The 23,911-nt window shown below is 73.5% G+C and carries 21 protein-coding genes; 12 read left to right on the top strand and 9 right to left on the bottom strand.

The genetic code is table 11. The features are described 5' to 3' along the window. The first annotated feature begins 1 nt into the window (after position 1). Genes LN042_RS13925 through LN042_RS13900 form a run of 6 tightly spaced genes read left to right on the top strand, consistent with a single transcriptional unit; the run spans position 2 to position 6,992 of the window. A complete protein-coding gene (locus tag LN042_RS13925; RefSeq protein ID WP_230051495.1) occupies positions 2–1,687 on the top strand; it encodes an amidohydrolase in 1,686 nt (561 codons plus the stop codon). A gap of 26 nt (positions 1,688–1,713) precedes the next feature. Beyond that, positions 1,714–3,357 (top strand): ABC transporter substrate-binding protein, encoded by a 1,644-nt coding sequence (locus tag LN042_RS13920; protein WP_230051494.1) that lies wholly within the window; start codon positions 1,714–1,716, stop codon positions 3,355–3,357. Next, positions 3,354–4,313, top strand: a complete 960-nt coding sequence (locus tag LN042_RS13915; RefSeq protein WP_230051493.1) for an ABC transporter permease — start codon at positions 3,354–3,356, stop codon at positions 4,311–4,313. Before LN042_RS13920 ends, LN042_RS13915 begins: the two co-directional genes overlap by 4 nt. Continuing rightward, positions 4,310–5,161 carry an ABC transporter permease gene (locus tag LN042_RS13910; protein WP_230051492.1) on the top strand — a complete coding sequence of 284 codons (852 nt, stop codon included), beginning with the start codon at positions 4,310–4,312 and terminating at the stop codon, positions 5,159–5,161. The genes LN042_RS13915 and LN042_RS13910 overlap by 4 nt, the downstream gene beginning before the upstream one ends. Beyond that, complete coding sequence (locus LN042_RS13905; protein ID WP_230051491.1) at positions 5,158–6,165, top strand: ABC transporter ATP-binding protein; 1,008 nt, start codon at positions 5,158–5,160, stop codon at positions 6,163–6,165. The genes LN042_RS13910 and LN042_RS13905 overlap by 4 nt, the downstream gene beginning before the upstream one ends. Beyond that, positions 6,162–6,992 carry an ABC transporter ATP-binding protein gene (locus LN042_RS13900; protein ID WP_230051490.1) on the top strand — a complete coding sequence of 277 codons (831 nt, stop codon included), beginning with the start codon at positions 6,162–6,164 and terminating at the stop codon, positions 6,990–6,992. The genes LN042_RS13905 and LN042_RS13900 overlap by 4 nt, the downstream gene beginning before the upstream one ends. Positions 6,993–7,196: 204 nt before the next feature. On the opposite strand, the gene LN042_RS13895 is transcribed toward LN042_RS13900, so the two are convergent. Further along, complete coding sequence (locus LN042_RS13895; protein ID WP_230051489.1) at positions 7,197–8,108, bottom strand: hypothetical protein; 912 nt, start codon at positions 8,106–8,108, stop codon at positions 7,197–7,199. Between the two features lie 14 nt (positions 8,109–8,122). Then, positions 8,123–10,057: a glycosyltransferase family 2 protein gene (locus LN042_RS13890; protein ID WP_230051488.1), complete on the bottom strand. Its 1,935-nt coding sequence runs from the start codon at positions 10,055–10,057 to the stop codon at positions 8,123–8,125. A gap of 677 nt (positions 10,058–10,734) precedes the next feature. On the opposite strand from LN042_RS13890, the gene LN042_RS13885 reads away from it, so the two are divergent. The 3 genes from LN042_RS13885 (at position 10,735) to LN042_RS13870 (ending at position 14,985) form a co-directional block, all read left to right on the top strand. Continuing rightward, the gene (locus LN042_RS13885) at positions 10,735–12,003 is read left to right on the top strand and encodes an NAD-dependent epimerase/dehydratase family protein (protein WP_230051487.1); all 1,269 of its coding nucleotides are present in this window, start codon (positions 10,735–10,737) and stop codon (positions 12,001–12,003) included. Between the two features lie 11 nt (positions 12,004–12,014). Continuing rightward, complete coding sequence (locus LN042_RS37265) at positions 12,015–13,577, top strand: HlyD family secretion protein (protein ID WP_283843719.1); 1,563 nt, start codon at positions 12,015–12,017, stop codon at positions 13,575–13,577. Between the two features lie 61 nt (positions 13,578–13,638). Then, positions 13,639–14,985, top strand: a complete 1,347-nt coding sequence (locus LN042_RS13870) for a glycosyl hydrolase family 28-related protein (protein WP_230051486.1) — start codon at positions 13,639–13,641, stop codon at positions 14,983–14,985. Between the two features lie 56 nt (positions 14,986–15,041). On the opposite strand, the gene LN042_RS13865 is transcribed toward LN042_RS13870, so the two are convergent. The 6 genes from LN042_RS13865 to LN042_RS13840 all read right to left on the bottom strand — a co-directional run bounded on the left by LN042_RS13865 (position 15,042) and on the right by LN042_RS13840 (position 20,509). Beyond that, positions 15,042–15,884: a spermidine synthase gene (locus LN042_RS13865; protein ID WP_230051485.1), complete on the bottom strand. Its 843-nt coding sequence runs from the start codon at positions 15,882–15,884 to the stop codon at positions 15,042–15,044. Then, positions 15,881–16,843 (bottom strand): alpha/beta hydrolase, encoded by a 963-nt coding sequence (locus LN042_RS13860; protein ID WP_230051484.1) that lies wholly within the window; start codon positions 16,841–16,843, stop codon positions 15,881–15,883. The genes LN042_RS13865 and LN042_RS13860 overlap by 4 nt, the downstream gene beginning before the upstream one ends. Before the next feature lie 38 nt (positions 16,844–16,881). Beyond that, positions 16,882–18,000 (bottom strand): winged helix DNA-binding domain-containing protein, encoded by a 1,119-nt coding sequence (locus LN042_RS13855; protein ID WP_230051483.1) that lies wholly within the window; start codon positions 17,998–18,000, stop codon positions 16,882–16,884. Next, entirely contained in the window at positions 17,997–18,743 is a 747-nt protein-coding gene (locus LN042_RS13850; RefSeq protein WP_230051482.1) for a glycerophosphodiester phosphodiesterase, read from the bottom strand. Before LN042_RS13850 ends, LN042_RS13855 begins: the two co-directional genes overlap by 4 nt. A gap of 47 nt (positions 18,744–18,790) precedes the next feature. Continuing rightward, the gene (locus LN042_RS13845; RefSeq protein WP_230051481.1) at positions 18,791–19,210 is read right to left on the bottom strand and encodes a TOBE domain-containing protein; all 420 of its coding nucleotides are present in this window, start codon (positions 19,208–19,210) and stop codon (positions 18,791–18,793) included. A gap of 102 nt (positions 19,211–19,312) precedes the next feature. Continuing rightward, the gene (locus LN042_RS13840; RefSeq protein ID WP_230051480.1) at positions 19,313–20,509 is read right to left on the bottom strand and encodes an ROK family transcriptional regulator; all 1,197 of its coding nucleotides are present in this window, start codon (positions 20,507–20,509) and stop codon (positions 19,313–19,315) included. Between the two features lie 208 nt (positions 20,510–20,717). On the opposite strand from LN042_RS13840, the gene LN042_RS13835 reads away from it, so the two are divergent. The 3 genes from LN042_RS13835 (at position 20,718) to LN042_RS13825 (ending at position 23,084) form a co-directional block, all read left to right on the top strand. Further along, positions 20,718–21,914: an MFS transporter gene (locus tag LN042_RS13835; RefSeq protein ID WP_230051479.1), complete on the top strand. Its 1,197-nt coding sequence runs from the start codon at positions 20,718–20,720 to the stop codon at positions 21,912–21,914. A 124-nt stretch (positions 21,915–22,038) separates the two neighbouring features. Beyond that, complete coding sequence (locus LN042_RS13830; protein ID WP_230051478.1) at positions 22,039–22,395, top strand: hypothetical protein; 357 nt, start codon at positions 22,039–22,041, stop codon at positions 22,393–22,395. Positions 22,396–22,421: 26 nt separating this feature from the next. Next, positions 22,422–23,084, top strand: coding sequence for a TVP38/TMEM64 family protein (locus LN042_RS13825; protein ID WP_230051477.1), 663 nt, complete (start codon positions 22,422–22,424; stop codon positions 23,082–23,084). 7 nt (positions 23,085–23,091) lie between these two features. Here the strand turns inward: LN042_RS13825 and LN042_RS13820 are convergent, their stop codons facing one another. Continuing rightward, positions 23,092–23,826: an SDR family oxidoreductase gene (locus LN042_RS13820; protein ID WP_230051476.1), complete on the bottom strand. Its 735-nt coding sequence runs from the start codon at positions 23,824–23,826 to the stop codon at positions 23,092–23,094. Positions 23,827–23,911 lie beyond the last annotated feature (85 nt).

Genomic DNA, 23,911 nt, shown 5'->3' with positions numbered 1-23,911 from the left:
CATGGCTCCTGACGAACCGTCACGCCGTCCTGCCGACTCACTCTTCCGCGGCGGACGGGTGTTCACCGCGACCGGCACCGGGCCGGTGCCGGCCGCCGTCGCCGTCCGCGACGGCCGCATCCTCGCGGTCGGCGACGAGCGCGAGCTGCACGAGCAGTTGACCGGCCCGGCGACCGAGGTGATCGACCTCGACGGCGGCCTGCTGGCACCCGGATTCCAGGACGCCCACGTGCATCCCGTGGTCGCCGGAGTGCAGTTGCTCCGCTGCGACCTGTCCGAACAGCACAGCATCGACGACTATCTGGCCACCGTCGCCGCCTATGCGGCCGAGCACCCGCAGGCCGAGTGGATCTGCGGCGGCGGCTGGTCGATGGACGCCTTCCCCGACGGCATCCCCACCCGGGCCATGCTCGACGCCGTCGTCCCGCACCGCCCGGTGCTGCTCACCAACCGCGACGGGCACGGCGCCTGGGTCAACAGCCGCGCCCTGGAACTGGCCCGCGTGGACCGCCGCACCGCGGACCCCGCCGACGGCCGGATCGAGCGCGAGCCGGACGGCACCCCGGTCGGCGCCCTCCAGGAGGGCGCCATGGAGCTGGTGGCCCGGCACGTGCCGGTCGCCACCCCGGCCGAGGCGCGGGCCGGGCTGCTGGCCGCGCAGCGGTACCTGTTCTCGCTCGGCGTCACCGCCTGGCAGGACGCCATGATCGGCAGTTTTCCCGGCAACCCCGACAACTACCCCGTGTACCTCGACGCCGCCCGCGACGGATCGCTCCTGGCGCGCGTGGTCGGCGCGCTCTGGTGGGACCGCCGGCGCGGCACCGAGCAGATCCCGGAGCTGGTGGAACGCCGACGGCACGGCCGGATCGGCCGGTTCAACGCCACCACCGTCAAGATCATGCAGGACGGCATCGCGGAGAACTTCACCGCGAGCATGCTGGAGCCCTATCTCGACGCCTGCGGCTGCGCCACCGCCAACTCGGGCCTCAGCTTCGTCGATCCGGCGGTGCTCCGGGAAGCCGTGCCCCGACTCGACGCGCTCGGCTTCCAGTTGCACTTCCACGCGCTGGGCGACCGGGCCGTGCGCGAGGTGCTGGACGCGCTGGAGCTGGCCCGGAGGGTGAACGGCGCCAACGACAACCGCCACCACCTGGCCCACCTCCAGGTCGTCCACCCGGACGACGTCAAGCGGTTCGCCGGCCTCGGCGCCGCAGCCAACATCCAGGCCCTGTGGGCCGCCCACGAACCGCAGATGGACGAGCTCACCATCCCCTTCCTCGGCACCGAACGGGCTGCCCTGCAGTACCCGTTCGGCGACCTGGCCCGGGCCGGCGCGCGACTGGTCGCCGGCAGCGACTGGTCGGTGAGCAGCCCCAACCCGCTCTGGGGCATCCATGTCGCCGTCAACCGGTCGGTGCCCCGCCAGGCCGTGGGCGGCGGCGCCGACCGCCCGCCCTTCTACCCGGAGCAGGCGCTGACACTCACCCAGGCCTTCACCGCCTACACGGCCGGCAGCGCCTGGGCGAACCACCTCGACGCCGAGACAGGCACCGTCGAACCGGGCAAGTGCGCCGACCTGGTGGTGCTCGACCGCGACCCGTTCGCGGGCCCGGTCGAAGAGATCGGCTCGGCCAAGGTCCGGATGACCTTCGTCGACGGACGGGCCGTCCACGTCGCCACCAGCTGACCCAACGCCACTTCCTGGAGGCCGCTTTGACCACATCAAGATCCCGCGGAGCCGCCCTGGCCGCGGTCCCGCTCGCCGCCCTCGCACTGTCCTCGTGCAGCGGCACCGCCCACCCCGGCGGCTCGGCGGACGGCTCCCCCGCGTACCGGCTGACCGCCCGCACCGCACCGAGCACCGGTGACATCGACTCCTTCACCTGGTCGCTCTTCGCCGAACCGGTCTCGATCGACTACGCCTTCTCCTTCGACTACCCGCCGAACACGGTGCTGGCCAACGTCTGCGAGAGCCTGCTGCGTTGGAACCCGGACCTGACCACCTCCCCCGGCTTGGCCACCGGCTACACCAACCCGACGCCCACCACCTGGGTCTACACGATCCGCAGCGGCGTGCGCTTCCACGACGGCACACCGCTGACCGCCGACGACGTGGTCGCCTCGCTGCGCCGCAACCTCGACCCGAACACGGGCAGCGACTGGGCCTACGCCTTCCGCAACGTCAAGTCGGTGGACAAGACCGGCCCGATGCAGGTCACGGTCACGCTCAACACTCCCGACTCCACCTTCAACCAGTACATGGCCGCCAGCCCCGGCACCGTCGAGTCCGCCGCCACCCTGCAGGCGGACGGCAAGGACTACGGCAATCCCGCGAAGGGCGTCAACTGCACCGGCCCGTTCGCCTTCTCCTCCTGGACTCCCGGCCAGTCGCTCGTGCTCAAGCGGTTCGACGGCTACTGGGACGCGTCGTTGCGCGCCAAGGCGAAGCAGGTGAAGTTCGTCTTCCTCTCCGACGAGACCGCCCGGGTCAACGCCTTCCAGAGCGGCGAGGTCGACGGCGGCTGGATGGTCCCGGCCGACTCCTACGCCCAACTGGCCGGCTCCAGCAGGGGAAAGCTCTACTACGGCCAGAACACCACGGTCGCCGACGAGGTGGTGGGCAACCTCCAGGGCCCGCTCGGCGACGCTCGGGTGCGGCAGGCGCTGCTGATGGCGATCGACCGCGAGGGCATCGTCAAGGCCGGCGTCGGCGGGATCGGTGAAGTCGCCGACTCGCTGATCACCCGCAACAACTGGAACAACAGCCCGCAGAGCACCGTCGATCCGCTGCTCAAGGCCCTGCCGCAGTACCCCTACGACCCGGCCAAGGCCAAGCAACTCGCCGCGAGCGCCGGGGTGCACGGCCAGTCGGTGGTCATCGCCTCCAGCCCGCTCGACTCGCAGAGCACGATCATCACCCAGGCCGTCGAACAGGCCGCCACCGCCATCGGGTTGAAGCCGCAGATCGACACCGTCTCGCCGGACAAGTACACCGCGCTGTTCACCGATCCGGCCGCGCGCAAGGGCATCGACCTCTTCGAGACCTTCTGGTACACCTCGATCACCGACCCGCTGGACATGTACGGCTCGTTGCGGACCGGCGCGTTCAGCAACTACGGCAACTGGTCCGACCCGCAGTTCGACGCCGCGGTCGACGAGGCCTCCGGCACCACCGATCCGGCCGCGCACGCCGCCGCGGCGGCCAAGGCGCAGCAGATCGCGATGGACCAGCTGCCCTGGCTGCCGCTCTACTCCGAGCCGGTGTCGGTCTTCCTCGGCAACCGGATCACCGGTCTGCAGCCGTCGATCGACTACCTCTACTACCCATGGGCCGCCGAGATCGGAGCCAACGGATGAGCCTCGCGCTGGCCGTGCTGCGCAGGCTGGCCGGTACCGCCGTGACACTGCTGGTCACCTCGTTCCTGGTCTACTCCTCGCTCTACCTCGCCCCCGGCGACCCGGTCTCCTTCCTGGTCCGCGGACGCAGCCCCAGCCCCGCCGAACTCGCCTCGATCCGCCGGCAGTTCGGCTTCGACCAGCCCTTCCTGCTGCGCTACTGGCACTGGCTGGACGCGGTGCTGCACGGTGACTTCGGCCGCTCCTACCTGTTCCACCAGAGCGTCGGCGCCGTCATCTGGTCCAGGCTGCCCTCGTCGCTGCTGCTGGTCGCCGTCGCCACCGTGCTGATCGCCGTGGTCGGGATCGGTGCCGGCGCGCTCGGCGCGCTGCGGCGCGGCACCCGGACGGACGGCGCCGTGCTGCTGCTGGTCACCGTCGGCGCGGCCGTCCCGTCGTTCGCCGCCGCGATCGTGCTGCGCTCCGTGCTCGGGGTGAAGCTGGGCTGGTTCCCGACCATCGGCAACGGCAGCGGTCTGCTGGACCGGTTGCGCCACGTGGTGCTGCCTGCGATCGCGCTCTCGGTGACCTTCATGGCCCTGGTCACCCGGGTCACCCGCAGCGCGATGCTCGATCAACTCGGCCGCGAGCACGTCGAGGTGGCGCTGAGCCGGGGCACGCCGCGGTTCGCCGTGCTGCGCCGCCACGTGTTCCGCAACGCGCTCGGGCCGATCGTCACGGTCTCCGGCCTGCTGGTCTCCGGCATGCTCGTCAGCACCGCCATCGTGGAGACCGCCTTCGGGATGTCCGGGATCGGTTCGCTGCTGGTGCAGTGCGTCGACGAGCTGGACTTCCAGGTCGTGCAGGCGCTGGTGCTGCTGGTGGTCGCGGCCTTCGTGGTGGTCAACACCCTGGTCGACCTGGTGTATCCGCTGATCGACCCGCGGGTCGCGAGAAGGGCGGGGGGTGTTCGATGAGTACCGCCACCGTACGGGTGGGCGTCGGCCGGATGGTTCGGCGACTCGGCGGCCACGGCTGGCTGTTCCGGGTCTGCCTGGGTGTCCTGGTGGTCTTCGTCGCGGTGGCGCTGCTCGCGCCGTGGCTGGCTCCGCAGGACCCGACGGTCGGCGACTTCGCCGACACGATGGCCGGGCCGAGCGCGCAGCACTGGCTCGGCACCGACCAGGGCGGCCACGACACCTTCTCCGCGCTGCTGGAGGGGGCCAGGACCAGCCTGCTCGGCCCGCTCGGCGTCGTCGCCTTCTCCAGCGTCGGCGGCATCGCCGTCGGGCTGTTCAGCGGCTGGCGCGGCGGGCGGGTGGACGCGGTGATCAGCCGGGTGCTCGACGTCCTCTTCGCCTTCCCGTCGCTGCTGCTGGCGATCCTCGCCGTGGCGCTGTTCGGCAAGGGACTGGGCGCACCGGTGCTGGCCATGGCCGTCGCCTACCTGCCGTACACCGCCCGCCTGGTGCGCGGCCTGACCGCGCAGGAGAAGACCCGCCCCTACATCGCCGCCTACCTGGTCCAGGGCCATGCGCCGGCGTACGTCGCGGTGCGCGGGCTGCTGCCGAACATCGCGGCGACCGTGCTCGCGCAGTCCACCGTCAACTTCGGCTACGCGCTGCTGGACCTGGCCGCGCTCTCCTTCCTCGGCCTCGGCGTGCAACCACCGACGCCGGACTGGGGCGCGATGATCAACCGCGCGCAGTCGGCCGTGCTCGCCGGGCAGCCGCTCTCGGCGGTGGTGCCGGTGATGGCGGTGGTGGTGGCGGTGCTGGCGTTCAACGTGGTCGGCGAGCGACTTGGCGAGAGGGGGACGCGGTGAACGCCTCACTGCTGGAGGTCGACGGCCTGACCGTCGAACTGCCCGGCACCGCCCGGCCCGTGCTCGACGCGGTCACCCTGCGGGTGGCGGCGGGCGAGGTGGTGGGACTGGTCGGGGAGTCCGGGTCCGGCAAGTCGGTGACCGCACGGGCCGCGCTCGGGTTGCTCCCGCCGGGTGCCCGGCGCGCCGGCCGGGTGCTGGTCGGCGGGGAGGACGTGCTCGGTGCGGGCCAGGGCCGGCTGCGCGCGTTGCGGGCCGCCGAGGTGTCGATGGTCTTCCAGGACCCGCGCGCGGGCATCAATCCGGTCCGCCGGATCGGCGACTTCCTCACCGAGCCGCTGCGCCTCACCCGCCGGTGGAACCGGCGCCGGGCCGAGGAGCGGGCGGTCGAGCTGCTGGCTGCCGTGGGCCTGCCGGAGCCCGAGCGCCAGCTGCGGCGGTACCCGCACCAGCTGTCGGGCGGGATGCTGCAGCGCGTCATGATCGCCGGCGCGCTGGCCGGCGAGCCGCGGCTGCTGCTCTGCGACGAGCCGACCACCGCCCTGGACGTCAGCACCCAGGCGGAGATCCTCGCGCTGCTCGGCCGGCTGCAGCGCGAACGGGGGCTGGGCCTGCTGTTGATCACCCATGACGTCGAACTGGCGGCGGCGACCTGCGACCGGGTGTACGTGATGTACGCCGGGCGGATCGTGGAGCGTGCCACGGCGGCGGAGCTGTTCGGCCGGCCGCGGCACCCCTACACGATCGGCCTGCTCGGGTCCACGCCGCCGCTGACCGGCCCGCCGGCGCGACTGCGGCCGGTGCCCGGCACACCGATCGGACTGGACGAGGCCGCGCCGGGGTGTGCCTTCGCGGTCCGGTGCGCCTTCGCGCAGGCCGGGCGGTGCGACCAGGAGGTGCCGGCGTTGCTGCCGCTGGTGGACGGCGCCGACGGCGCCGGGCACGCGGCGGCCTGCGTGCGGCTGGCCGAGATACCGTCCCCTGCCGAGGAGGTCCGACCGTGACCCCACTGCTCGAAGTCACCGGGTTGCGCAAGGCGTACGGCCCGACCCTCGCCGTCGACGGGGTCTCGTTCTCGCTGCCGCCGGGCGGCGCGCTGGGACTGGTCGGCGAGTCCGGCTCGGGCAAGACGACCACCGCCCGGATGCTGGTCGGCCTGGAACGCCCGGACTCCGGGTCGATCAGCGTCCTCGGCAGGCCGCTGGCACCAGCCGTCCACGGCCGTGCGGCGCGGCTGGCCAGGGCCAAGGCGGTGCAGATGGTCTACCAGGACCCGTACCTCTCCCTGGACGCCCGGCTGACCATCGGCGAGACGCTCGACGGCGTGCTGCGCCTGCACGGCCACCACGACCGGTCGGCCCGCGCCGCCCGGGTGCGCGAGGTGCTCGCCCAGGTCGGCCTCGGCGACCGCGAGGCTGCCGCGCACCCGCGCCGGCTCTCCGGCGGGCAGCGGCAACGCGCCGCGATCGCCCGCGCCCTGGCGGTCGAGCCGGCGGTGCTGGTCCTCGACGAGGCGGTCTCCGCGCTGGACGTCTCGGTCCAGGCGCAGGTGCTCAACCTGCTGACCGACGTCCGCCGCGAGGCCGGCATCGGCCTGGTCTTCGTCAGCCACGACCTCGCCGTGGTGCGGTACGTCTGCGACGAGGCCTTGGTCCTGTGGCAGGGCCGGCCGGTCGAACACCGACCGCTGCCCGAGCTGCTGGCGGGACCGGAGCATCCGTACACGCGCTTGCTGCTCGCTTCGGTCCCGCACCCGGGGTGGGACCCGGGGGGCATCGCCCGTCGGCGCCGGGCACTCAGCGAGCTGGTTCCCGGGGAGCGCCCCGACTGACCGGTCCGCGTGTTCGGTCCTTCACCGCGGTGGAAGACCGGATCCGCGGCGCATCGGTGCTGCGGTGGGCCGACCCGTCCGTCCCCAGGGGCTCAGCGGCGGGCGGCTGGGCCGCTGGGTCGGGCCGGCACGCGCCTTCCGCAGCGCACCCGTCGCCACCGGCCCAGCCGGCTCCGCCCGCGCGGGGTGCCCGGCGTCGGCTGCCTAGTCAAGGTCCCGCAGCGCTCTGAGCGCGACCTGCGGGAACGGCCCCGCGCAGGCGTCGCAGGCCGGTGAGTGGGCGGGGTCGTTGAGCCAGAAGCCGTCGACCTCGGGGCGCACGGCTCGGGCGGCGCGGTCGATCGCTGTGGCGCTGGTCTTGGCGCCGGAGGGGTTGGTGCTGATGCCCGCGAGGACCTTGAGCCGCGGATTGGCGGCGCGGGCCTGGGCGGTGGCGGCCTTGACGAAGGAGGCGAAGAGCGTGGGATCGTTCTCCGCGCCCTGCGCCTGCAGGTCCAACAGGTCGGCTGAGCGCGCCACTTGGCCGAGCAGGCCGAGCCGGAGGAACGCGTCGAACTTGCCCCCGCTCGGTGTCTGCGGGCTCAGCCGGTCGACCAGGTCGGTGGCCGGGGCCGCGATGAAGAGCAGGTGGTGCCGGTGGACCAGGTCGGCGGCCAGCTGATCGTAGTGCGCCGGGTCCGCCTGCTCGCCCTGCGGGGTGAGCGACCAGTGCTCGTTGTCGTAGAGCACGGCGCGGATCCGCGGGTCCAGGCTGTTGCGGGCGAACGCGGACTCGAGCGCGGCGTAGCTGGTGAAGCTCGCGGTCGGGGTGCTCCGCCAGCCGTCGGGGACTGACCAGTGGGCGTCGCCGGTGAGGACGTAGGCGTCGGGGGTGTCGAGCAGCTCGGCGGTGGCGGGGTCGGCGGCAACCAGGCCGTCGAGCGTGCTGCCGCTGACGATCCATGAGGTGCCGTTGGCGGCGGAGCCGGTGGCGGACGGGAGGGCGGACGGCGGGCTGCCGGTCGGCGCACCGTGGGCGGCCGGGTGGGCGTTCCGGTCGGCCAGCACGGCGTAGGCGGCGACGGCCGCCAGTACCAGCAGCAGCGCGAGCGCCGCGATCTGTCGCGGACTCCTCATCGGGTTCCGGGGCTTCATCGGGTTCCGGGCTCTCGTGCGGGGGCGGGCAGCAGCGCGCGGATCGCCGCCGGCAGCCGCACCGGGCGGGTGCCGCAGGCCAGCAGCGACTCAAGCTGGAAGAAGCGCTTGAGGAACGCGAAGGCGATGAACAGCGGTGCCCAGAGCAGCAGCCGCCACCGCCGGTAGTAGAGGATCACGCAGAGCCGGGGCAGCAGCGCGGGCAGCTGGGCCAGTACGAAGACGACCACGAACCGCGCCACGTTGTGCTGCGTGCCCGGGTGCAGCACTCCGTACATGACGGTCAGGATCAGCACGAAGAAGTGGATCGGGTAGACCAGCTTGCCACCGGCCGCGCGCGGCAGCTGGAACCAGAACCGCGGCCCGGGCGCGCCCTGCCCGAACGGGGTGAAGCGCGCGAAGGTCATCATGTTGCCGAGCCCCCAGCGGAACCGCTGGACCCGCAGCTGTCCGACGGTGGCGGGCACGTCCTCGTAGGAGACCCCGCGCGGGTCCAGCACCGCGCGCCAGCCGAGCCGGGCCAGCGCGCAGGTGAATTCGGCGTCCTCGCCGAACATGCCGTGCACGAAGCCGCCGAGCTCGGCGACCGGCGCGCGGCGGAAGCCGCAGAAGGTGCCGGGGATGCACGGCACGCCGTCGACCGTGCTGACGCAGGCGAGCGAGTAGCCGTAGGTGAAGAGCTGCTCCATCGCGCGCATCCGGTCGATCCAGGTGCTGTACGGCTCCTTGGGCAGGGTCAGCAGGCCGACCGTGCCGACCCGGGGGTCGCTGAGGAAGATCGGCATGGTGTGCACGAAGGCGTCCGCGTCCAACGCGCAGTCGGCGTCGACCCGGTACACGTAGTCCGCGGTGCAGCGCTCCAGCGCGAGGTTGAGCGCCTTGGCCTTGCCGGCGTGGGCGCCTTGGATCACCACGCCGGTGGCGTGCCGGTAGCCGGCCACGGCGGCCTCGGCGAGGGCGCGGGTGTCGTCCGTGGAGCCGTCGTCGCACATCACCACGTGCACCGGTCCGCCGTACGCCTCGGCCGCCCGGTCGATCGACCGCAGCAGCTGCTCGATGCCGGCCGCCTCGTTGTACGCCGGGATGATCACGTTCAGGGCCGGGCGCTCCGGCCCCAGGCGGGGACGGCGCGTCGTGCAGAGGCGGACCAGCCCGAGCAGGGCGTAGGTCACGTCGGTGACCGCGAAGCGCAGGCTGGCCAGCACCAGGAACTGCGCGAGGGGATGGTCGCCGACCTGCTCGATGAGCGCCAGCGCGAGGCCGCCGACCAGGCTGAGGGTGGCGACCAGGCAGCACGCGAGGACCAGGTTGTCCTGCCAGTCGCCGCGCCGCAGGTTGGGCAGCGGGGTCAGGCCGGGCAGTCGGTAGGAGGTGAAGGCGAGCCGGTAGACCAGCAGGTAGCCGAGCGTGGTCTGGAGCACCAGCGCGAGCAGCGGGACCGGGCCGAGCGGCAGGCCGGCGGCTGCGCCGAGCAACGCCGTGAAGACCTCGGTGAGCACGGACATCGCGACGAACACCGGTGCGTGCGCCAGGATCACCAGCCGCCTGCCGATCGTGGCGGGTAGCACCAGCGCCATGGTGACGAGGTAGCCGACCACGGCGGCGGGCACCAGCGGCGGCAGGCTGTTGGCGTACATCGCGGTCAGCCGGGAGTCGCTGTCGGCGGCCGAGAGCGTGTCGGCGACCAATGCGCGGTACGCCTGGTCGAGCTGCGGGTGCCGCAGCGCCACGATCAGCACGCTGACGGCCGCCCCGACCAGCAGGAAGGCCAGCGCCCGCGCCACCGAGGGGCGCCGGATCGGCGGCAAGGTGACGATCCGTCCGGCACCGCGGTCGGAGTCGTCGAAGCGCCGGGAGAGCGGCAGCCGGATGATCAGCAGCAGGAGCGCGACGTCCGCGGCGAACAGCGCGATGGTGGTGGGGCGGTACATGACTGGTCCGTCACCGGCCCCGGGGCTCGGTCCCGGCGCGCTCCGCGAGCGCGCGTAATTCCCCGTCGGAACGGGCCGGCTTTTCCATGAAGCATTCCTTTCCTGAGTCGAGTGGTACTCAGGTATACAGCGGATGTTCGTTCGATGTCAGCCTTCCCGAGATAATTTCTCACGTGCACGAGCGAGATGCGGAAAGGCACCTGACGCATCGTCGGGTGCCAGTTCCGCGAGGCCCGATCACGGCGATCTTGAGTGGCCATACGAAGGATCTTGAAAAGGATCATTACGACCGTATTGCGCCAGTGGCTGGGACATGCCAAAGTTACCGACCGGTCCAGATGGCCGGCCAAGCCACCCCCAGCCCCGTCCTGACCTGCCGCAAGACATGATGATCAAGGCTGTTGGCCCGCGCCGAGTGGATCACTCACTGTACTGGACACGTCACTGAACTTCTGGCAGAGTCGCTGAACGTCCGGCGGCCCCCCACTTCGGCTCGCCGCCCCGCAGCCGCTCAGGGAAGCGCCGCTGCGCATTTTCCGGAGTGACCGCACTGCCTGCCGGAGCAGCGATCGTGTCGCACCGTCCTGCATGTCCCGCACTGTGGCCCTACGTGTCCGCACCGTTTTCCGCATCGCGCCATCGGCGCACTTGCGGCCATTTCCCGGGGAGTGTTGCATATGCGTGTCCTGGTACTCGGTGGCGATGGATTCTGCGGTTGGCCGACCGCACTGTACTTGTCCGACCGCGGCCACGAGGTGACGATCCTCGACAACCTGAGCCGGCGCGCGATCGACCTGGAGCTGGAGGTCGAGTCGCTGACGCCGATCCGTCCCATCGGCGAACGGCTGCGCGCCTGGCGCGAGGTGTCGGGTCAGGAGATCGACTTCGTCCGGCTCGACCTGGCCACCGAGTACGACCGGCTCGCCGAACTGCTCACCCGGCTGCGGCCGGACGCGATCGTGCACTTCGCCGAGCAGCGAGCCGCGCCCTACTCCATGCGTTCCACCCAGGCCAAGCGCTACACCGTCGACAACAACGTGCGCGCGACCCACAACCTGCTGGTCGCACTGGTCGCCACCGGCACCGACGCGGCGCTCGTCCACCTCGGAACGATGGGCGTCTACGGCTACGGCTGGTCCGGCTCCGCGCCGATCCCGGAAGGCTACCTGACCGTCAAGGTCCCCACTCCGGACGGCGACCTGGAGCGCGAGATCCTGCATCCGGCCAACCCCGGCTCGGTCTACCACATGACCAAGACCCTCGACCAGCTGCTGTTCGCCTTCTACGCCGCCAACGACCAGCTGCGGATAACCGACCTGCACCAGGGCATCGTCTGGGGCACCCAGACCGCGCAGACCGTGCGCGACGAACGCCTGGTCAACCGCTTCGACTACGACGGCGACTACGGCACGGTGCTCAACCGCTTCCTGATGCAGGCCGCGCTCGCGCACCCGCTGACCGTGCACGGCACCGGCGGCCAGACCCGGGCCTTCATCCACCTGCGCGACACCGTCCGATGTATCGAGATCGCGCTGACCAACCCGCCGGCTGCGGGGCAGAAGCCGATGGTCTTCAACCAGGTGACCGAGGCGCACCGGGTCAGCGACCTGGCCAAACTGGTCAGCAGCCTGACCGGGGTGCCGGTGGCGAACCTGCCCAACCCGCGCCGCGAGGCGGTGGAGAACGACCTCGTGGTGCGCAACGACCGGTTCCTCGCGCTCGGACTGGAGCCGACCACCCTGTCCGAGGGACTGCTGGAGGAGTGCACCCAGATCGCCCGGCGCTACCGGCACCGGGTGGACCTCAGCAAGATCATCGCACGGTCGGTCTGGCGGTCGGGGATGGCGACGGCGGACGACCTGCTGACGGACCTGCCGCCGGCGGCGGGTCCGGCGGCTGACGGTGCGACGGACGGCGGTCCGGCGGCCGCCCAGCCGCTGCGCTAGGGAGGGCGGCGATGGCCAAGTCGGCTCGCCCCGTGCGCGGGATGAACGCCGCACTCGCCAGCGGCGAGGCAGGGGTCGGCGAGATCCGGCCGGCCCGGACGGCGATGAGCGTCAAGCAGCTGGCGGTGGCGCTCTGCGTCGCACTCGTCGGCGCGGGCATCGGCGTCGGGACGTACCACGCGATCGCCTCGCGCCCGGTCAGCTTCAGCGGCCAGGTCACGCCCGAGCACGCCTACTACCTCAACTTCCAGAACACCGGCACGGTGCAGACGCTGACGGTGCGTCCGGGTGACCACGTGAAGGCGGGCCAGGTCCTCGCGACGCAGGTGAGCAGCGTGGCGGCGGCGAACGTCGCCGCCGCGCAGGCCGCCGTGGACGCGGACACCGCGCTGCTCGCGGAGGACCGCAACCCGCAGACCACCGCCGACCAGGCCACCCAGGACCAGCTGGACGTCGCCAAGGCGCAGGCGGCGGTGAACACCGCGCAGGGCGCACTGGCGCTGGCGGCGAACAGCACCCAGAACAACGTGGCGGCGCAGACCACGGTGGTGACCTCGGACCAGACGACGCTGGACAACGACAACGCGCGCTTCGCGCAGTACTGTTCGCCGACCGCCTCGGCGCCGGCCCCGCCCCCGCAGGCCCCGGCCCCGCAGGCTCAGGGCACGCCGGCTCCGGGTCCGGTCGCGCTGCTTCCCGCTGCCGCGCCGGAGGCTGCGCCCGTGCCGACGCCGACGCGCTCCCACTCGCCGGCCCTGGCCCCGCCTCCGTCCCCGTCCGGTTCCGCGCCCGCGCCCACCCCCGCTCCGAGCTCCAGCGCGACGCCGTTCGGGCAGCTGCAACTCTGCAACGACCTCCAGGCGCAGATCGAGCGGGACGCCTCCGCACTCGCGCAGGCCAAGGCGAACCTGACCTCGACCCAGTCCACCGGGCAGGCGCAGCAGCAACAGGACGAGCAGAACCTCGCCCAGAGCGAGGCCACGCTCCAGGCCGCGCAGGCCCGGGTCGCGGCGCAGGGCACTGCGCTCACCCCTGCCTCGATCGCCCAGGCGCAGTCCCAGCTCGCCTCCGCCCAGGCCCAGTTGGCGGCCGATCAGCTGGCGCTCAAGCAGGCCACGATCACCGCGCCGGCCGACGGCATCGTCGCCGACACCGCGGGCGCCGCCGGTGACACGGTCGGGCCCGAGGGCGTGCACGCCTACGAGGGCCCGGCGGCGCAGTCCGGCACGCTGGTCAACCAGCAACCGGGCATCCAGCTCTTCGTGCCGAGCGCCGCACCCGGCAGCAACGCCGGCAGCACCCAGGCCACCTACTCGGCGCTGCTCACCGTGTACTCCGGTCCCCTCAGTGTCACCGCACAGCTGCCCGAGTCGCAGGTCGCCTCCGTGCACCAGGGCCAGGCGGCCACGTTGAGCTTCCCCGCGACCGGGCGCAGCGTGCCCGGTCGGATCAGCGAGGTCCGGCTCGATCCGGCCCGGGTGCCGGGCGCGACCTATTACAACGTCACGATCACCACCGACGCGCAACGGGCGGGCGCGCTGGCCGGCATGTCGGTGAACGTGACCATCGGCTGATCCACAACCGCCCCTCCATGATTCGCGCCAGGCCCCTCGACCCAGGTGAAGGTGACGCCCCGTGCCCAGTAGTCCCAGCCGACGGACCGCGCTCTGGCTCGCTGCCGCAGGCAGCGGCGTGCTGGCCGCCGCCACCCCGGGCGGGTCAGCCGCGGCGGCGCCGACCGGTCGTGCCACGCCACCGACGGTCTTCAACGTGGCGGCGTACGGCGCGGTCGGCGACGGCACCACCGACGACACCGCGGCGATCCAGAGCGCGCTGGACGCGGCCGGCAAGACTCCCGGATCCCTCGTCACCTTCCCGCCCGCGGCGGGAGGCTGCTACCGCACCTCCGGGCTGACCGTGCCCGGTGGCGTGGCCGCGCTCCAGGGCCAGAGCTGCCTGAGCGCGGCCGACGCCCCGGCCACCGCCTCACTCACCGGTTCGGTGCTCGCGCCGCTCACGGCGGACACCCGGACCCTGCTCTCGATCGGCAGCAGCGGCAACGGCGCCGCGGTCGCCACGAACCCGCACGGCCTGGTCATCGACGGCCTCGGGTTCCTCGGCACCACCCCGGCCGGGGTCGGGATCACCGGCTTCTGGGCAGCCGGCGTGGTCGACACCTCTGACGTCACCTTCCGCAACTGCCGTGACCTCTACTGCGATCCGCCCGGTTTCAACGGCTATCCGACCGGCGGCCAGGGCGACGGCGGCTTCGTCCGGTTCCTCTCCTCGGGCACCGACAACGTCTTCTCGGTCAACGGCCGGCTGCTGTTCTGCTCCTCCTACGGCGCCGGCACCTTCCTGCTCGCCGACGGCCTGTCCACCGCCTATCCCGGCGGCGGCAGCACCGACGGGCAGATGGTGGGCTGCCAGGTCAACGGTCACAACCACGGCGCGCAGTTCGGCCCCGTCCTGGCCGGCGCCGGCGGCTGGATCGTGATGGAGAGTCACTTTTCCTCGGCGGAGGGCACCAACCACATCAACTACGGTCTCGCGGGCCGCCCGTGGACGCTGCGGCTGGACGGCTGCTACTTCGACCTGATCCGCGCACTCCCGGTGGCTTGCCACGGCCGCGGCCTGCAGGCGATCGGCAACTACTTCCGGGCGCTGACCAACAGCACGGCGATCGCCTTCGGGCCGGGCCTGGCGACCAGCGGCAGCGACCCGGCGGCAGTGCTGACCGGCAACATCCTCGACCTCGACGGCTCGACGACGGTCTCCAGCTTCGCCCGCTTCGACGGCTTCACCGCAGCCGACTTCCCGACCGAGGCCGGCGGCCAGTACTCCGGCAACGTGGTGCACAACCACGGCGCCGCGATGCCGAAGAGCTGGGTCGGCCAGTTCGTGGACAGCGAGGTCGCGGCGATCCCCGACACCTCCACGGCCCGGCTCCAACTGCACCAGGGACCGGTCCTGTCGACCTGAGGGTGACCGGAGGAGGCATGCCGGCAGGCCAGGCCGGCGGCGTTGCCGGGTGGCCGTCACTCGATGCTGAACGCGCCCTTGGGTGGCGGCGGCGAGGGGCGGGCCCCGGCGTCGGTGACCGGTGCCGCGGTGCCGACCAGCCGCCGCAGGTCGGCGCCGTCGACCAGGCGGGCCGGGAACGGATCGGCGGCGAGCCGGCGGGCCAGCGCCTCGACCGGCAGCGGCTGGTCCGAGCCGATCAGCAGCAGATTGCCGAACCGCCGCCCGCGCAGCACCGACGGCTCGGCGACCAGACAGCTGTGCGGGAAGACCGCACGGACCGTCGCGGCCTGGGCGGCGGCGAAGGCCAGCGGAGCGCCGTCGGCGAGGTTGGCCGCGTAGGCGCCGCCCGGGCGCAGCGCGGCGGCGGCGAGCCGGACGAACTCGACGGAGGTCAGGTGGGCCGGGGTGCGCGACCCCCGGAAGACATCAGTCACCACCAAGTCCCAGGATGCCGGCGCCACGTGGGCGAGCCGCTCGCGGGCGTCACCGACCACCGCCTCGATGCCCAGGCCGGTCCACGGCAGCACTTCGGCGACCAGCTCGACCAGCGGTCCGTCGGCCTCGACGGCGAGTTGGCGCGAGCCGGGGCGGGTGGCGGCCAGGTAGCGGGGCAGGGTGAGGGCGCCGCCGCCCAGGTGCAGTGCGGCCAGTGGTTCGGCCTCGGGCGCCAGCACGTCGGCGAGGTGGCCGAGGCGGCGGGTGTACTCGAATTCCAGGTGCGTGGGGTCGGACAGGTTCACATAGGACTGCGGGGTGTCGTCCAGGGTGAGCAGCCAGCCGCCCTCGCAGTCCAGGTCGGGCATCAACTTGGCGGTGCCGAAGGCGGTGTGGCGCGATATGGGGCGGGGCTCGGTCACTGGTAGGCCTTCAGCCAGCGGTCCAGTTCGGCGAAGACCTGGGTGCGGGCGGTGGGCCCGGAGAGCACCAGGTCGTGCATGCCGCCAGCGATCCGGATCACCGTGACGTGCCGGCCCAGGCGCGGGCCGAGCGCGGCGATGTCGTCGGCGCGCAGCACGGCGTCGCGGTGGTGCAGGGCCGGGTCCCAGCGGCTGGTGGAGATGCTCTCGGTGGAGGCCATCAGCAGCACGGGCACGTCGATGTGCAGGCCCCGGCGCACCTCGCGGTGGCCGCGCTGGACGGCGGCGAGCCAGCCGGCGTAGAGCGGGAAGCCTTCGGCGGGCTTGAGGGTGAGGTCGAAGTCCCACTCGCCGCGGTGGTCGCGGTGCAGGCTGTGCACGTAGTGCGGGTTGAGGGCGCTGGGCAGCGTGCGGTTGGCGGCCAGCCGCCCGAGGGCGCCGACGGCAGGGGCGCCGAGGGCGCGCACGGCCGCGGCGGCGGGCATGGAGAGGAACGGGCTGTTCAGGAAGAGCCCGTCGAGCAGGCCGCGGCCGGCTCGACGGGACGCCCACAGCGCGGTGACCAGGCCGCCGGTGGAGTGGCCGTTCACCAGCAGCTCGGTGTGGCCGTCCTGCTCGCGGATGACCTGGACGGCCGCGTCGATCTCCTCGTCGTACTCGGTGAGGTCGCGCACGTAGTTGGGCGACTGGTGGGGCCGCAGCGAGCGCCCGTACTTGCGCAGGTCGAGGGCGTAGAAGGAGTAGCCGAGCGCGACGAAGTGGTCGGCCAGGTGGGTCTGGAAGAAGTAGTCGACATACCCGTGCACATAGAGCACGGCCCGGCGCGGGGCCGCCGGGTCCGCGGGTTGCGGGGCCAGCCGGCGGACCAGGGTGGCGCCGACCGGGCCCTCGGTGTCGGGGCGCAGCGTCAGTTCGGCCGCCTCGTACGGCTCCCCGAGGATGTCTGTTCCGAATTCCACAGCGCCGACTGTACTGGGTGGCTGATCGTCGCGGTGGTTCAGTCCGCCCTCTCGACCCGCAGCCGGCGGCGTTCGGCCTCCGGTGCGGCGAAGCCGAGCAGTCGCTCGGCCTCGGTGGCGGCCGCCGCGCGGGCGGATCGGCTCAGCGCGCCGAACGGCCGCAGCACCGCGGTCGCCGCCTCCTGGTCCCGGTCGAGTCGCCAGGTCCCGGCGACGAAGCCGTCGACCAGGATGGTGCCCAGCACGATGCCGTTGGCCGTCATCACGCGGCTGCGGAAGGCCTCGGGCAGCACCCGGGTGCGGTCGGCGTGCGAGAGCAGCAGGTTGTCGAACGGGGCCACCAGGCGCACGGGTGCGGTGGTGGCCGGCTCCGGGCGCGGTGCCTCGGGCAGGTCGTACAGCGCCCGCCCCTGCTCGTCGCGGAACTCCACGAGGCGCTCGCGCAGTCGCTTGACCACCGCGGTCCACCGGGTGAGGCCGGACCACTTCTGCAGGTCGGCGATGGTGGCGGGCCCGAACGCCGCCAGGTAGCGCAGCAGCAGCTCCTCTCGGGCCGCCGCGGGATCGGCCACCGGGTCGAGGTCGCGGCCCAGCCACCGCTCGGCCGTGGTGTGGGCCGCCGCCCCGCCGGTCCGCCACAGGCCGCGCGGCGGCACCTGCACCAGGGCCAGCCGCGCCCGGATCACCTGGGCCAGGGCGGCGGGGTCCCGGTCCGGGAAGTCGGCGGCCAGCAGGACGCCCAGCTCCTGGAAGGTGCGCGGTCGCTCCTCGACCAGCGCCCGGCCCCGTGCGGTCACCGCGTCGAGGTCCAGGCCGGCCAGCAACCGGCCGCGAGCGCCGCTCAACGCCTGGTCGAGCACCGGCTGGAAGAGCGGGCGCAGCCGCAGGCAGTCGGCGGCGGTCACCAGGTGGATGGTGGCGCGCTGGAGGCCGAGCCGGACCACTTGGCGCCGGGCCACCAGCTCGCTCAGCTGCTCGGGCCGGAACGCGGGCAGCCGGCTCCAGAGGCCGTAGTACGGCGGGTCGGCCGCCTGGGCCTGCAGGCCGACGAGTTGGTCGATCAGCTCGGTCGGCGTCGACCCGGCTGGTGCCAGCAGGTGTTGGCGGGCGAGCAGGGCCCGGTTCAGGGCCCTGCGGTCGAACGGCGGCTCGGTCACCCGAGCCGCCGCCGGCGGGGGTGGGCGTCGAGCTCGGCGCGCGCCACGGCGATCCGGTTGGTGGTGAGCGAGGCCACGCCGAGGGCGAGCATCCGGCGCATGGTGCGGCGCAGGTCGACCGTCCAGGTGCTGACCAGCAGTCCGGCGTCGCCCGCGCGGGCCACCAGCTCCTCGGTCACCAGGCCGAAGGGCGGGTTGAGGTGGCGCGGGCGCAGGTCGGCCAGCAGGGCCGGCACCGGCAGCTCGGGCCGCTTCCAGGTGAGAGCTATGGGCGCCTCGGGGGCCAGCTCCCGCACCGCGAACATGGCGGCCACCGGCCCGCAGAAGGCCACCTGCGACTCGGCGCCCAGCTCGGTGACCACCGCCCAGGTCGCCTTGGCCGGCCCGGGATCGTCCAGGTCGATCAGCAGCCGGGCGGTCGGCGTCCCGGCGATCAGCTTGAGCGCCTCGCTCAGGGTGGGCACTCGCCGGCCGCCCTGGAACTCCTGGGCGGCGAGTTGGCTGCTGGTCAGCGCGGAGACCGGCCGGTCCAGGTCCCAGAGCCGCTTCAGCGTGGGGTCGTGCAGCAGCACCGGCACCTTGTCGCGGGTGAGCTGGACGTCCACCTCGACGGCGTCGGCGCCGGCGGCCAGCGCGGAGGCCAGCGACGGGAGGGTGTTCTCCCGGTAGCGGTACGGGTCGCCGCGGTGGGCGACGGCGAGCGGCCGGTCGGGGCGGTCGACGGGTGGCAGGGCGTCAGTCATCGGGCGCTCCCTCGGTGGCGACGGCGGGTCAGGCGGAGTGCGGGCGGTCAGCTGCGTTCGATCATCACATTGGTCGACTTGATGACCGCGGTCGCGGGTGCCCCTGGAACCAGCTCCAGTTCCTCGGCCGAGTCCCGGCTGATCAGTGAGACCACGCGGAACGGGCCCGCCTGGATCTCCACCTGGGCCGCCACGTCACCGAGCACCACCTGCGTGACGATCCCCGGGAACCGGTTGCGCGCGGAGGACGGCGGACGGCCCTCCGCCTCGGCCGCACCGGCCCTGGCCAGCTCCCGGGCGAAGGCGGCCAGCGGCTCCCCGGGGATGATGCGGTGACCCTGCTCGTCCCGCTCGGCGGCGACCCGGCCGGCGTCCACCCAGCGGCGCATGGTGTCGGAGCTCACCCCGAGCATCGCGGCGGCCTCACCGATGCGGTAGTTGTTGACCGACCGGCCCTGTTGGCCCATGGCGCTCGCTCCCCTCGTTCGGCTGGTCAGCACGCTCCCATCCTGCCGCATTCCCCCGGCCGGGTCGGAGCCCCCGAACAGACCGCCGCTTGCCCGGCCGGGTCAGAGCCCGCCGAAGAGGTCGCGCTGGACGGTGTCGCAGGCCGTCAGCACGGCGCCGCTGAGGATCGCGCCGCCGCCCGCGGTGCCCGCGCGGACCTCGGTGCGGAACGGGGAGAGGCGGGCCAGTCGGGCGGCCACCCGGTCCGCGAGCGCCGCGCCGCCGGCCCGGCCGGTCTCGCCGCCGAGCACCACGCATCCCGGGTCGAGGATCACGCACACCGCCGCCGCGCCGATCGCCACCCGCTCGGCCAGCTCGTCCAGGAACGGTTCACCGGCGGGGCCGGCCGCCAGCGCGGCCAGCATCACGGCCTCGGCGGCGGGTGCGTCGTCCGCGCCGTCACCTGGGACGGGGAGGCCGTGCCTGCGGGCCAGCTCGCAGACGGCCGCGCTGCCGGCGAGGCTGTGGAATCCGCCGTCGCAGGTGGAGCGGTCGGGCAGGCCGCCGGTGCCGGGCACCGGGAGGAACCCGATCTCGCCGGTGCCACCGGAGGAACCGCGGCGCAGTTTGCCGTCGAGGACCACGGCGGCACCGGTGCCGTGCCCGAGCCAGAACAGCACGAAGGTGTCCCGGTCGGTGGCGGCGCCGAGGCGGTGCTCGGCGATGCCGGCCAGGTTGACCTCGTTCTCCAGGATCACCTCGCAGCTCAGACCGGCTCGCAGTTCGGCGACCAACTCGGCGTGCCACGAGGGGAGTCGGCTGCTGGACCGGAGCTGCCCGGTGGCCGGATCGACCAGGCCGGGGGCACCGACGGCGACGGTGTGCAGTTCGCGCGCGCCGGCCTGCCGGGCGGTGTCGAGCAGGGTGCGCAGCACCAGCCGGGCGAAGCCGGGGGGCGGCGGTCCCGCGGGGCCCACCGGGAGCGCGGCGGTGGCGAGGGTGCGGCCGGTCAGGTCCGCGACGGTGAGGGTGACGCCGACCGTGCGGACATCGATGCCGGCCAGGTGGGCGCGGTCGGCGCGCAGGCCGTAGACCCTGGCGTTGGGCCCGCGGCGCTGCTCGCCGCGCTCGCCGACGATGCCGACCAGGCCGCCGTGTTGTAGACGTTCCAGCAGATCGGCGACGGTGGGTCGGGAGAGACCGGTGAGCGTGCGCAACTCGGTGGCGGTGAGCGGCCCGTGGGTCAGGAGCAGGTCCAGCGCCAGCCGGTCGTTGATCGCACGGGCGGTGCTCGGGGTGGCCGTGCGCACGGTGGTCATGGCATGGCATCCTTCCAGACCTATCTATCAGGTTCCCTCCCTGATAGTTTACTCGGCAGCTACCGCAACTCCGGCAGCTCTTGCGAGGCAGCTCCCGCAACTCCGGTAGCTCTTGCGGTTCTTGCGGTTCTTGGAGCTCTGACGGCTCTGACGTCCCCTGCGTCTTGTCAATCGGCAGCATCGTCCACGGCACCGGGAGGAACCAGTCATGCCACCCAGCCCCCGCCCGCTGCGCCGGGCCAGAGCGGGGACCGCCGCCGTCTTCGCCGTCCACGGCGCGGTGGCGGGCACCTTCGCCAGCCGGATCCCGGCGTTGCAGGCCCAGCTGCACCTGTCGGCGGGGCAACTGGGCCTGGCGCTGGTGATGCCCGCGCTCGGCGCCTCGCTGGCGATGCCGCTGGCCGGCCGGATCACCCACCGGCTGGGCTCCAAGGCCGCGCTGCGGCTACTGCTGGCGTTCTGGTGCCTGTCGCTCGTCCCGCCCGCGCTGGCGCCCGGACTCCCCTGGCTCTGCCTTGCCCTCGCGGTCTACGGCGCCGCCGCCGGCACGGCCGACGTCACCATGAACGCCATCGGCGTCGAGGTGGAGCGACGCATGGGCCGGGCCATCATGTCCGGGTTGCACGGGATGTGGAGCTTCGGCGGCCTGATCGCCGCCGCCGGCGGCGCGCTGGCGGCCCGTCAGCACCTCGGACCCCGTGCGCACCTGCTGCCGGCCGCCCTGGTGCTCCTGCTGGTCGGGCAGCAGGCCTGCAGCCGGGTGCTGGACGTACGGCCGGAACCGGAGGCCGAGGCGCCGCCGCGGTTCTCCCTGCCGCCACGATCGGCGCTGGTGATCGGCCTGGTCGGGTTCTGCGCGGTGTTCGCCGAGGGGGCCGGCATGGACTGGTCGGGCGTCTACCTGCGCGACGTGACCCATGCGGCGCCGGGCACGGCGGCGATGGCCTACACCGCGTTCGCCTGCACCATGGCCGCCGCGCGGCTGGCCGGTGACGCGGCGGTGCGGCGGCTCGGACCGGTGCGCGCGGTCCGAACGGGCGGCGCGGTGGCCGCGGCGGGCGGGGTGCTGGTGGTCGCCGCGACCGGCCCCGCCCTGGCGATCCCCGGGTTCGCACTGATCGGCATCGGCATCGCGGTGGTGGTCCCGCTCGCCTTCGCGGCGGCCGGCCACGCCGGCCCCAACCCGAGCCAGGCGATCGCGGGCGTGGCCACCGTCACCTACACCTCGGGGCTGGTGGCGCCGGCGATCGTGGGCGGCGTCGCGCAGGGCAGTTCGCTGCGGGTCTCATTCGCGCTGGTGACGGCGCTGGTGATGGTGCTGGTGGCGGCGGCGGGGGCGCTGCGTTCGGGCGCCGGGGCGGCGGACGCCGACCGACTGCGGGCCCAGGAGCGGGCGGGGGTCTGAGGCGGCAAGGGCTGTTCGAGTGGTAATCGATCAGCGGGGACTTGCGCCGCATCGCCCCGGGGGACGGTGAGCCAGCCGGATTCCCCCGGCCCTCCCCGCGAGTACAGAGAGGCACTGAATCCTCATGAGCATCACCCGACGCACAGCGGTGTGCGTCCGAGCCTTGCTGGTGGCCGCAAGCGCCGCCGCACTGATCGCGCCCGCCACCGTGGCCGTAGCGGACGACGGCGAGCACGTCCGCGCCTACACCTGCGACAACCTCAGAGCCGACGGATCGGAGCGCTGGGACGGCTTCGGCGACTGCGAGGTCGCCCGCGGCGACCTACCCCGGCGCGGCCCCGTCTACGGCGACTTCGAGATCCGCCACAAGCACAGCGATTTCGTCGTCCTGTGCACGGCCGACCGCGACCGCCGGGAGTCCGGCTTCGCCGAACTGCCGCGCCACGTCGAAGGCCACCGCTGCGCCCCCGTCCGCAGGTAGCCGCGCCGTTGTGAGAGGCTCGGCGGGTGCCTGATTCCGCCCCGCCGAGCCGCCTGCCGCGCTCCCGCTGGACCCGGCCCGTGCTGCTGGTGCTCATCCTGGCGGCGGCGGCCGGGTCCGCGGTGTTCTGGGACCCGCGCACGGTGGTCGGCGCGGTGCCGGCCCTCTGGCGGGCCCCGGCGTTCGTGCTGCTGTTCGCGTTGGGCACGCTGGCGTTCCTGCCCAAGCCCGCGCTGAGCGTGGCCGCCGGGGTGCTGTTCGGCGCCCGCTGGGGCGCTCCGGTGGCGGTGCTGGGCACCACGCTGGGGGCGGCCCTGGCGTTCGGGCTGGGACGGGGCCTCGGCCGGCGGGCGCTGCGCCCGCTGCTGCGCGGCCGGGCGCTGGGCGCGCTCGACCGGCAGCTCACCGAGCAGGGGTTCCGCACCGTGCTGGTGCTGCGCCTGGTACCGGGGGTGCCGTTCCAGGCGGTCAACCTGGGCGCGGCGGTGTGCGGGGTGCGGCTCGGGCCGTACCTGGCGGGGACGGCGCTCGGGGTGCTGCCCGCCACCGCCGCCTACGCCGTGGCGGGCGCCTCGGCGGGAACGCCCGGCTCGCCGGCGTTCCTGGCCTCCACGGCGGTGATCCTGGTGCTCGGTGCGCTCAGCCTCGCCGCGCTGTGGCGCGGCCGGCGACGGGCCGCGCCGGCCTGATACCGCCTCACAGACCGCCCGCCACGCGCAGGATGGCACCGGTGGTGTAGGAGGCGTCCGGGGAGAGCAGCCAGGCGATGGCGGCGGCGATCTCCTCCGGGCGACCGGGGCGGCGCAGCGGCACGGCGGGCGCGACCCGGGCAGCGCGGCCGGGTTCGCCGCCGAGTGCGTGGAACTCGGTGTCGGTGGTGCCGGGGGCCACGGCGTTGACCCGGACGCCGGTGGGGCCGAGCTCCTTGGCGAGCCCGACGGTGAGCGCGTCGACGGCGGCCTTGGTCGCGGCGTAGTGCACGTACTCCCCGGGGCTGCCCAGGGTGGCGGCGGCCGAAGAGACGTTCACGATGGCCCCGCCGGCGCCGAAGTCCCGGGCCGCGCGGCGGGCGCAGAGCAGGTAGCCGACCAGGTTGACGTCCACCACCCGGCGCAGGTCGTCGGTGCGCAGGTCGGCGAGGGGCCCGCGCGGGCTGGTGACGGCGGCGTTGTTGACCAGTCCGGTGGCCGGGCCGAGCCGCTCCAGCGCCCGGTCGAAGAACCGTTCGACATCGGCCTCGACGGCGGTGTCGAGCCGCAGTGCGACGGCCGTGGCCCCGGCGGCGCGCGCCTGCTCGGCGACCTGGTCGGCGGCCCGTCGGTGCTGCCGGTAGCCGATCGCGAGGTCGTGGCCGTCGGCGGCGAGGCGCCGGCAGAGGGCCGCGCCGATGCCGCGGCTGCCGCCGGTGACCAGGGTGACGGGCCGTGACATGGGGTGCTCCTCAGGCGTGATCGGTTCACCGGAAGGCTATCCGGCGGAAATCGGTCGCCCCGGGCGACCCCGGTGCGCCAGGATG

The sequence above is a fragment of the Kitasatospora humi genome, assembly GCF_020907985.1.
Classification (GTDB): domain Bacteria; phylum Actinomycetota; class Actinomycetes; order Streptomycetales; family Streptomycetaceae; genus Kitasatospora; species Kitasatospora humi.
Note: the sequence above shows the minus strand (reverse complement) of the source record. Positions and strands in the feature narration are given on the sequence as shown.

What these genes read in the sequence shown, in the direction of transcription:
- LN042_RS13925 (WP_230051495.1), top strand. Translation starts at nt 2, where the DNA reads ATGGCTCCTGACGAACCGTCACGCCGTCCTGCCGACTCACTCTTCCGC.
- LN042_RS13915 (WP_230051493.1), top strand. Translation starts at nt 3,354, where the DNA reads ATGAGCCTCGCGCTGGCCGTGCTGCGCAGGCTGGCCGGTACCGCCGTG.
- LN042_RS13910 (WP_230051492.1), top strand. Translation starts at nt 4,310, where the DNA reads ATGAGTACCGCCACCGTACGGGTGGGCGTCGGCCGGATGGTTCGGCGA.
- LN042_RS13895 (WP_230051489.1), bottom strand. Translation starts at nt 8,108, where the DNA reads ATGAGGAGTCCGCGACAGATCGCGGCGCTCGCGCTGCTGCTGGTACTG.
- LN042_RS13890 (WP_230051488.1), bottom strand. Translation starts at nt 10,057, where the DNA reads ATGTACCGCCCCACCACCATCGCGCTGTTCGCCGCGGACGTCGCGCTC.
- LN042_RS13885 (WP_230051487.1), top strand. Translation starts at nt 10,735, where the DNA reads ATGCGTGTCCTGGTACTCGGTGGCGATGGATTCTGCGGTTGGCCGACC.
- LN042_RS37265 (WP_283843719.1), top strand. Translation starts at nt 12,015, where the DNA reads ATGGCCAAGTCGGCTCGCCCCGTGCGCGGGATGAACGCCGCACTCGCC.
- LN042_RS13850 (WP_230051482.1), bottom strand. Translation starts at nt 18,743, where the DNA reads ATGACTGACGCCCTGCCACCCGTCGACCGCCCCGACCGGCCGCTCGCC.
- LN042_RS13845 (WP_230051481.1), bottom strand. Translation starts at nt 19,210, where the DNA reads ATGGGCCAACAGGGCCGGTCGGTCAACAACTACCGCATCGGTGAGGCC.
- LN042_RS13840 (WP_230051480.1), bottom strand. Translation starts at nt 20,509, where the DNA reads ATGACCACCGTGCGCACGGCCACCCCGAGCACCGCCCGTGCGATCAAC.
- LN042_RS13835 (WP_230051479.1), top strand. Translation starts at nt 20,718, where the DNA reads ATGCCACCCAGCCCCCGCCCGCTGCGCCGGGCCAGAGCGGGGACCGCC.
- LN042_RS13830 (WP_230051478.1), top strand. Translation starts at nt 22,039, where the DNA reads ATGAGCATCACCCGACGCACAGCGGTGTGCGTCCGAGCCTTGCTGGTG.
- LN042_RS13820 (WP_230051476.1), bottom strand. Translation starts at nt 23,826, where the DNA reads ATGTCACGGCCCGTCACCCTGGTCACCGGCGGCAGCCGCGGCATCGGC.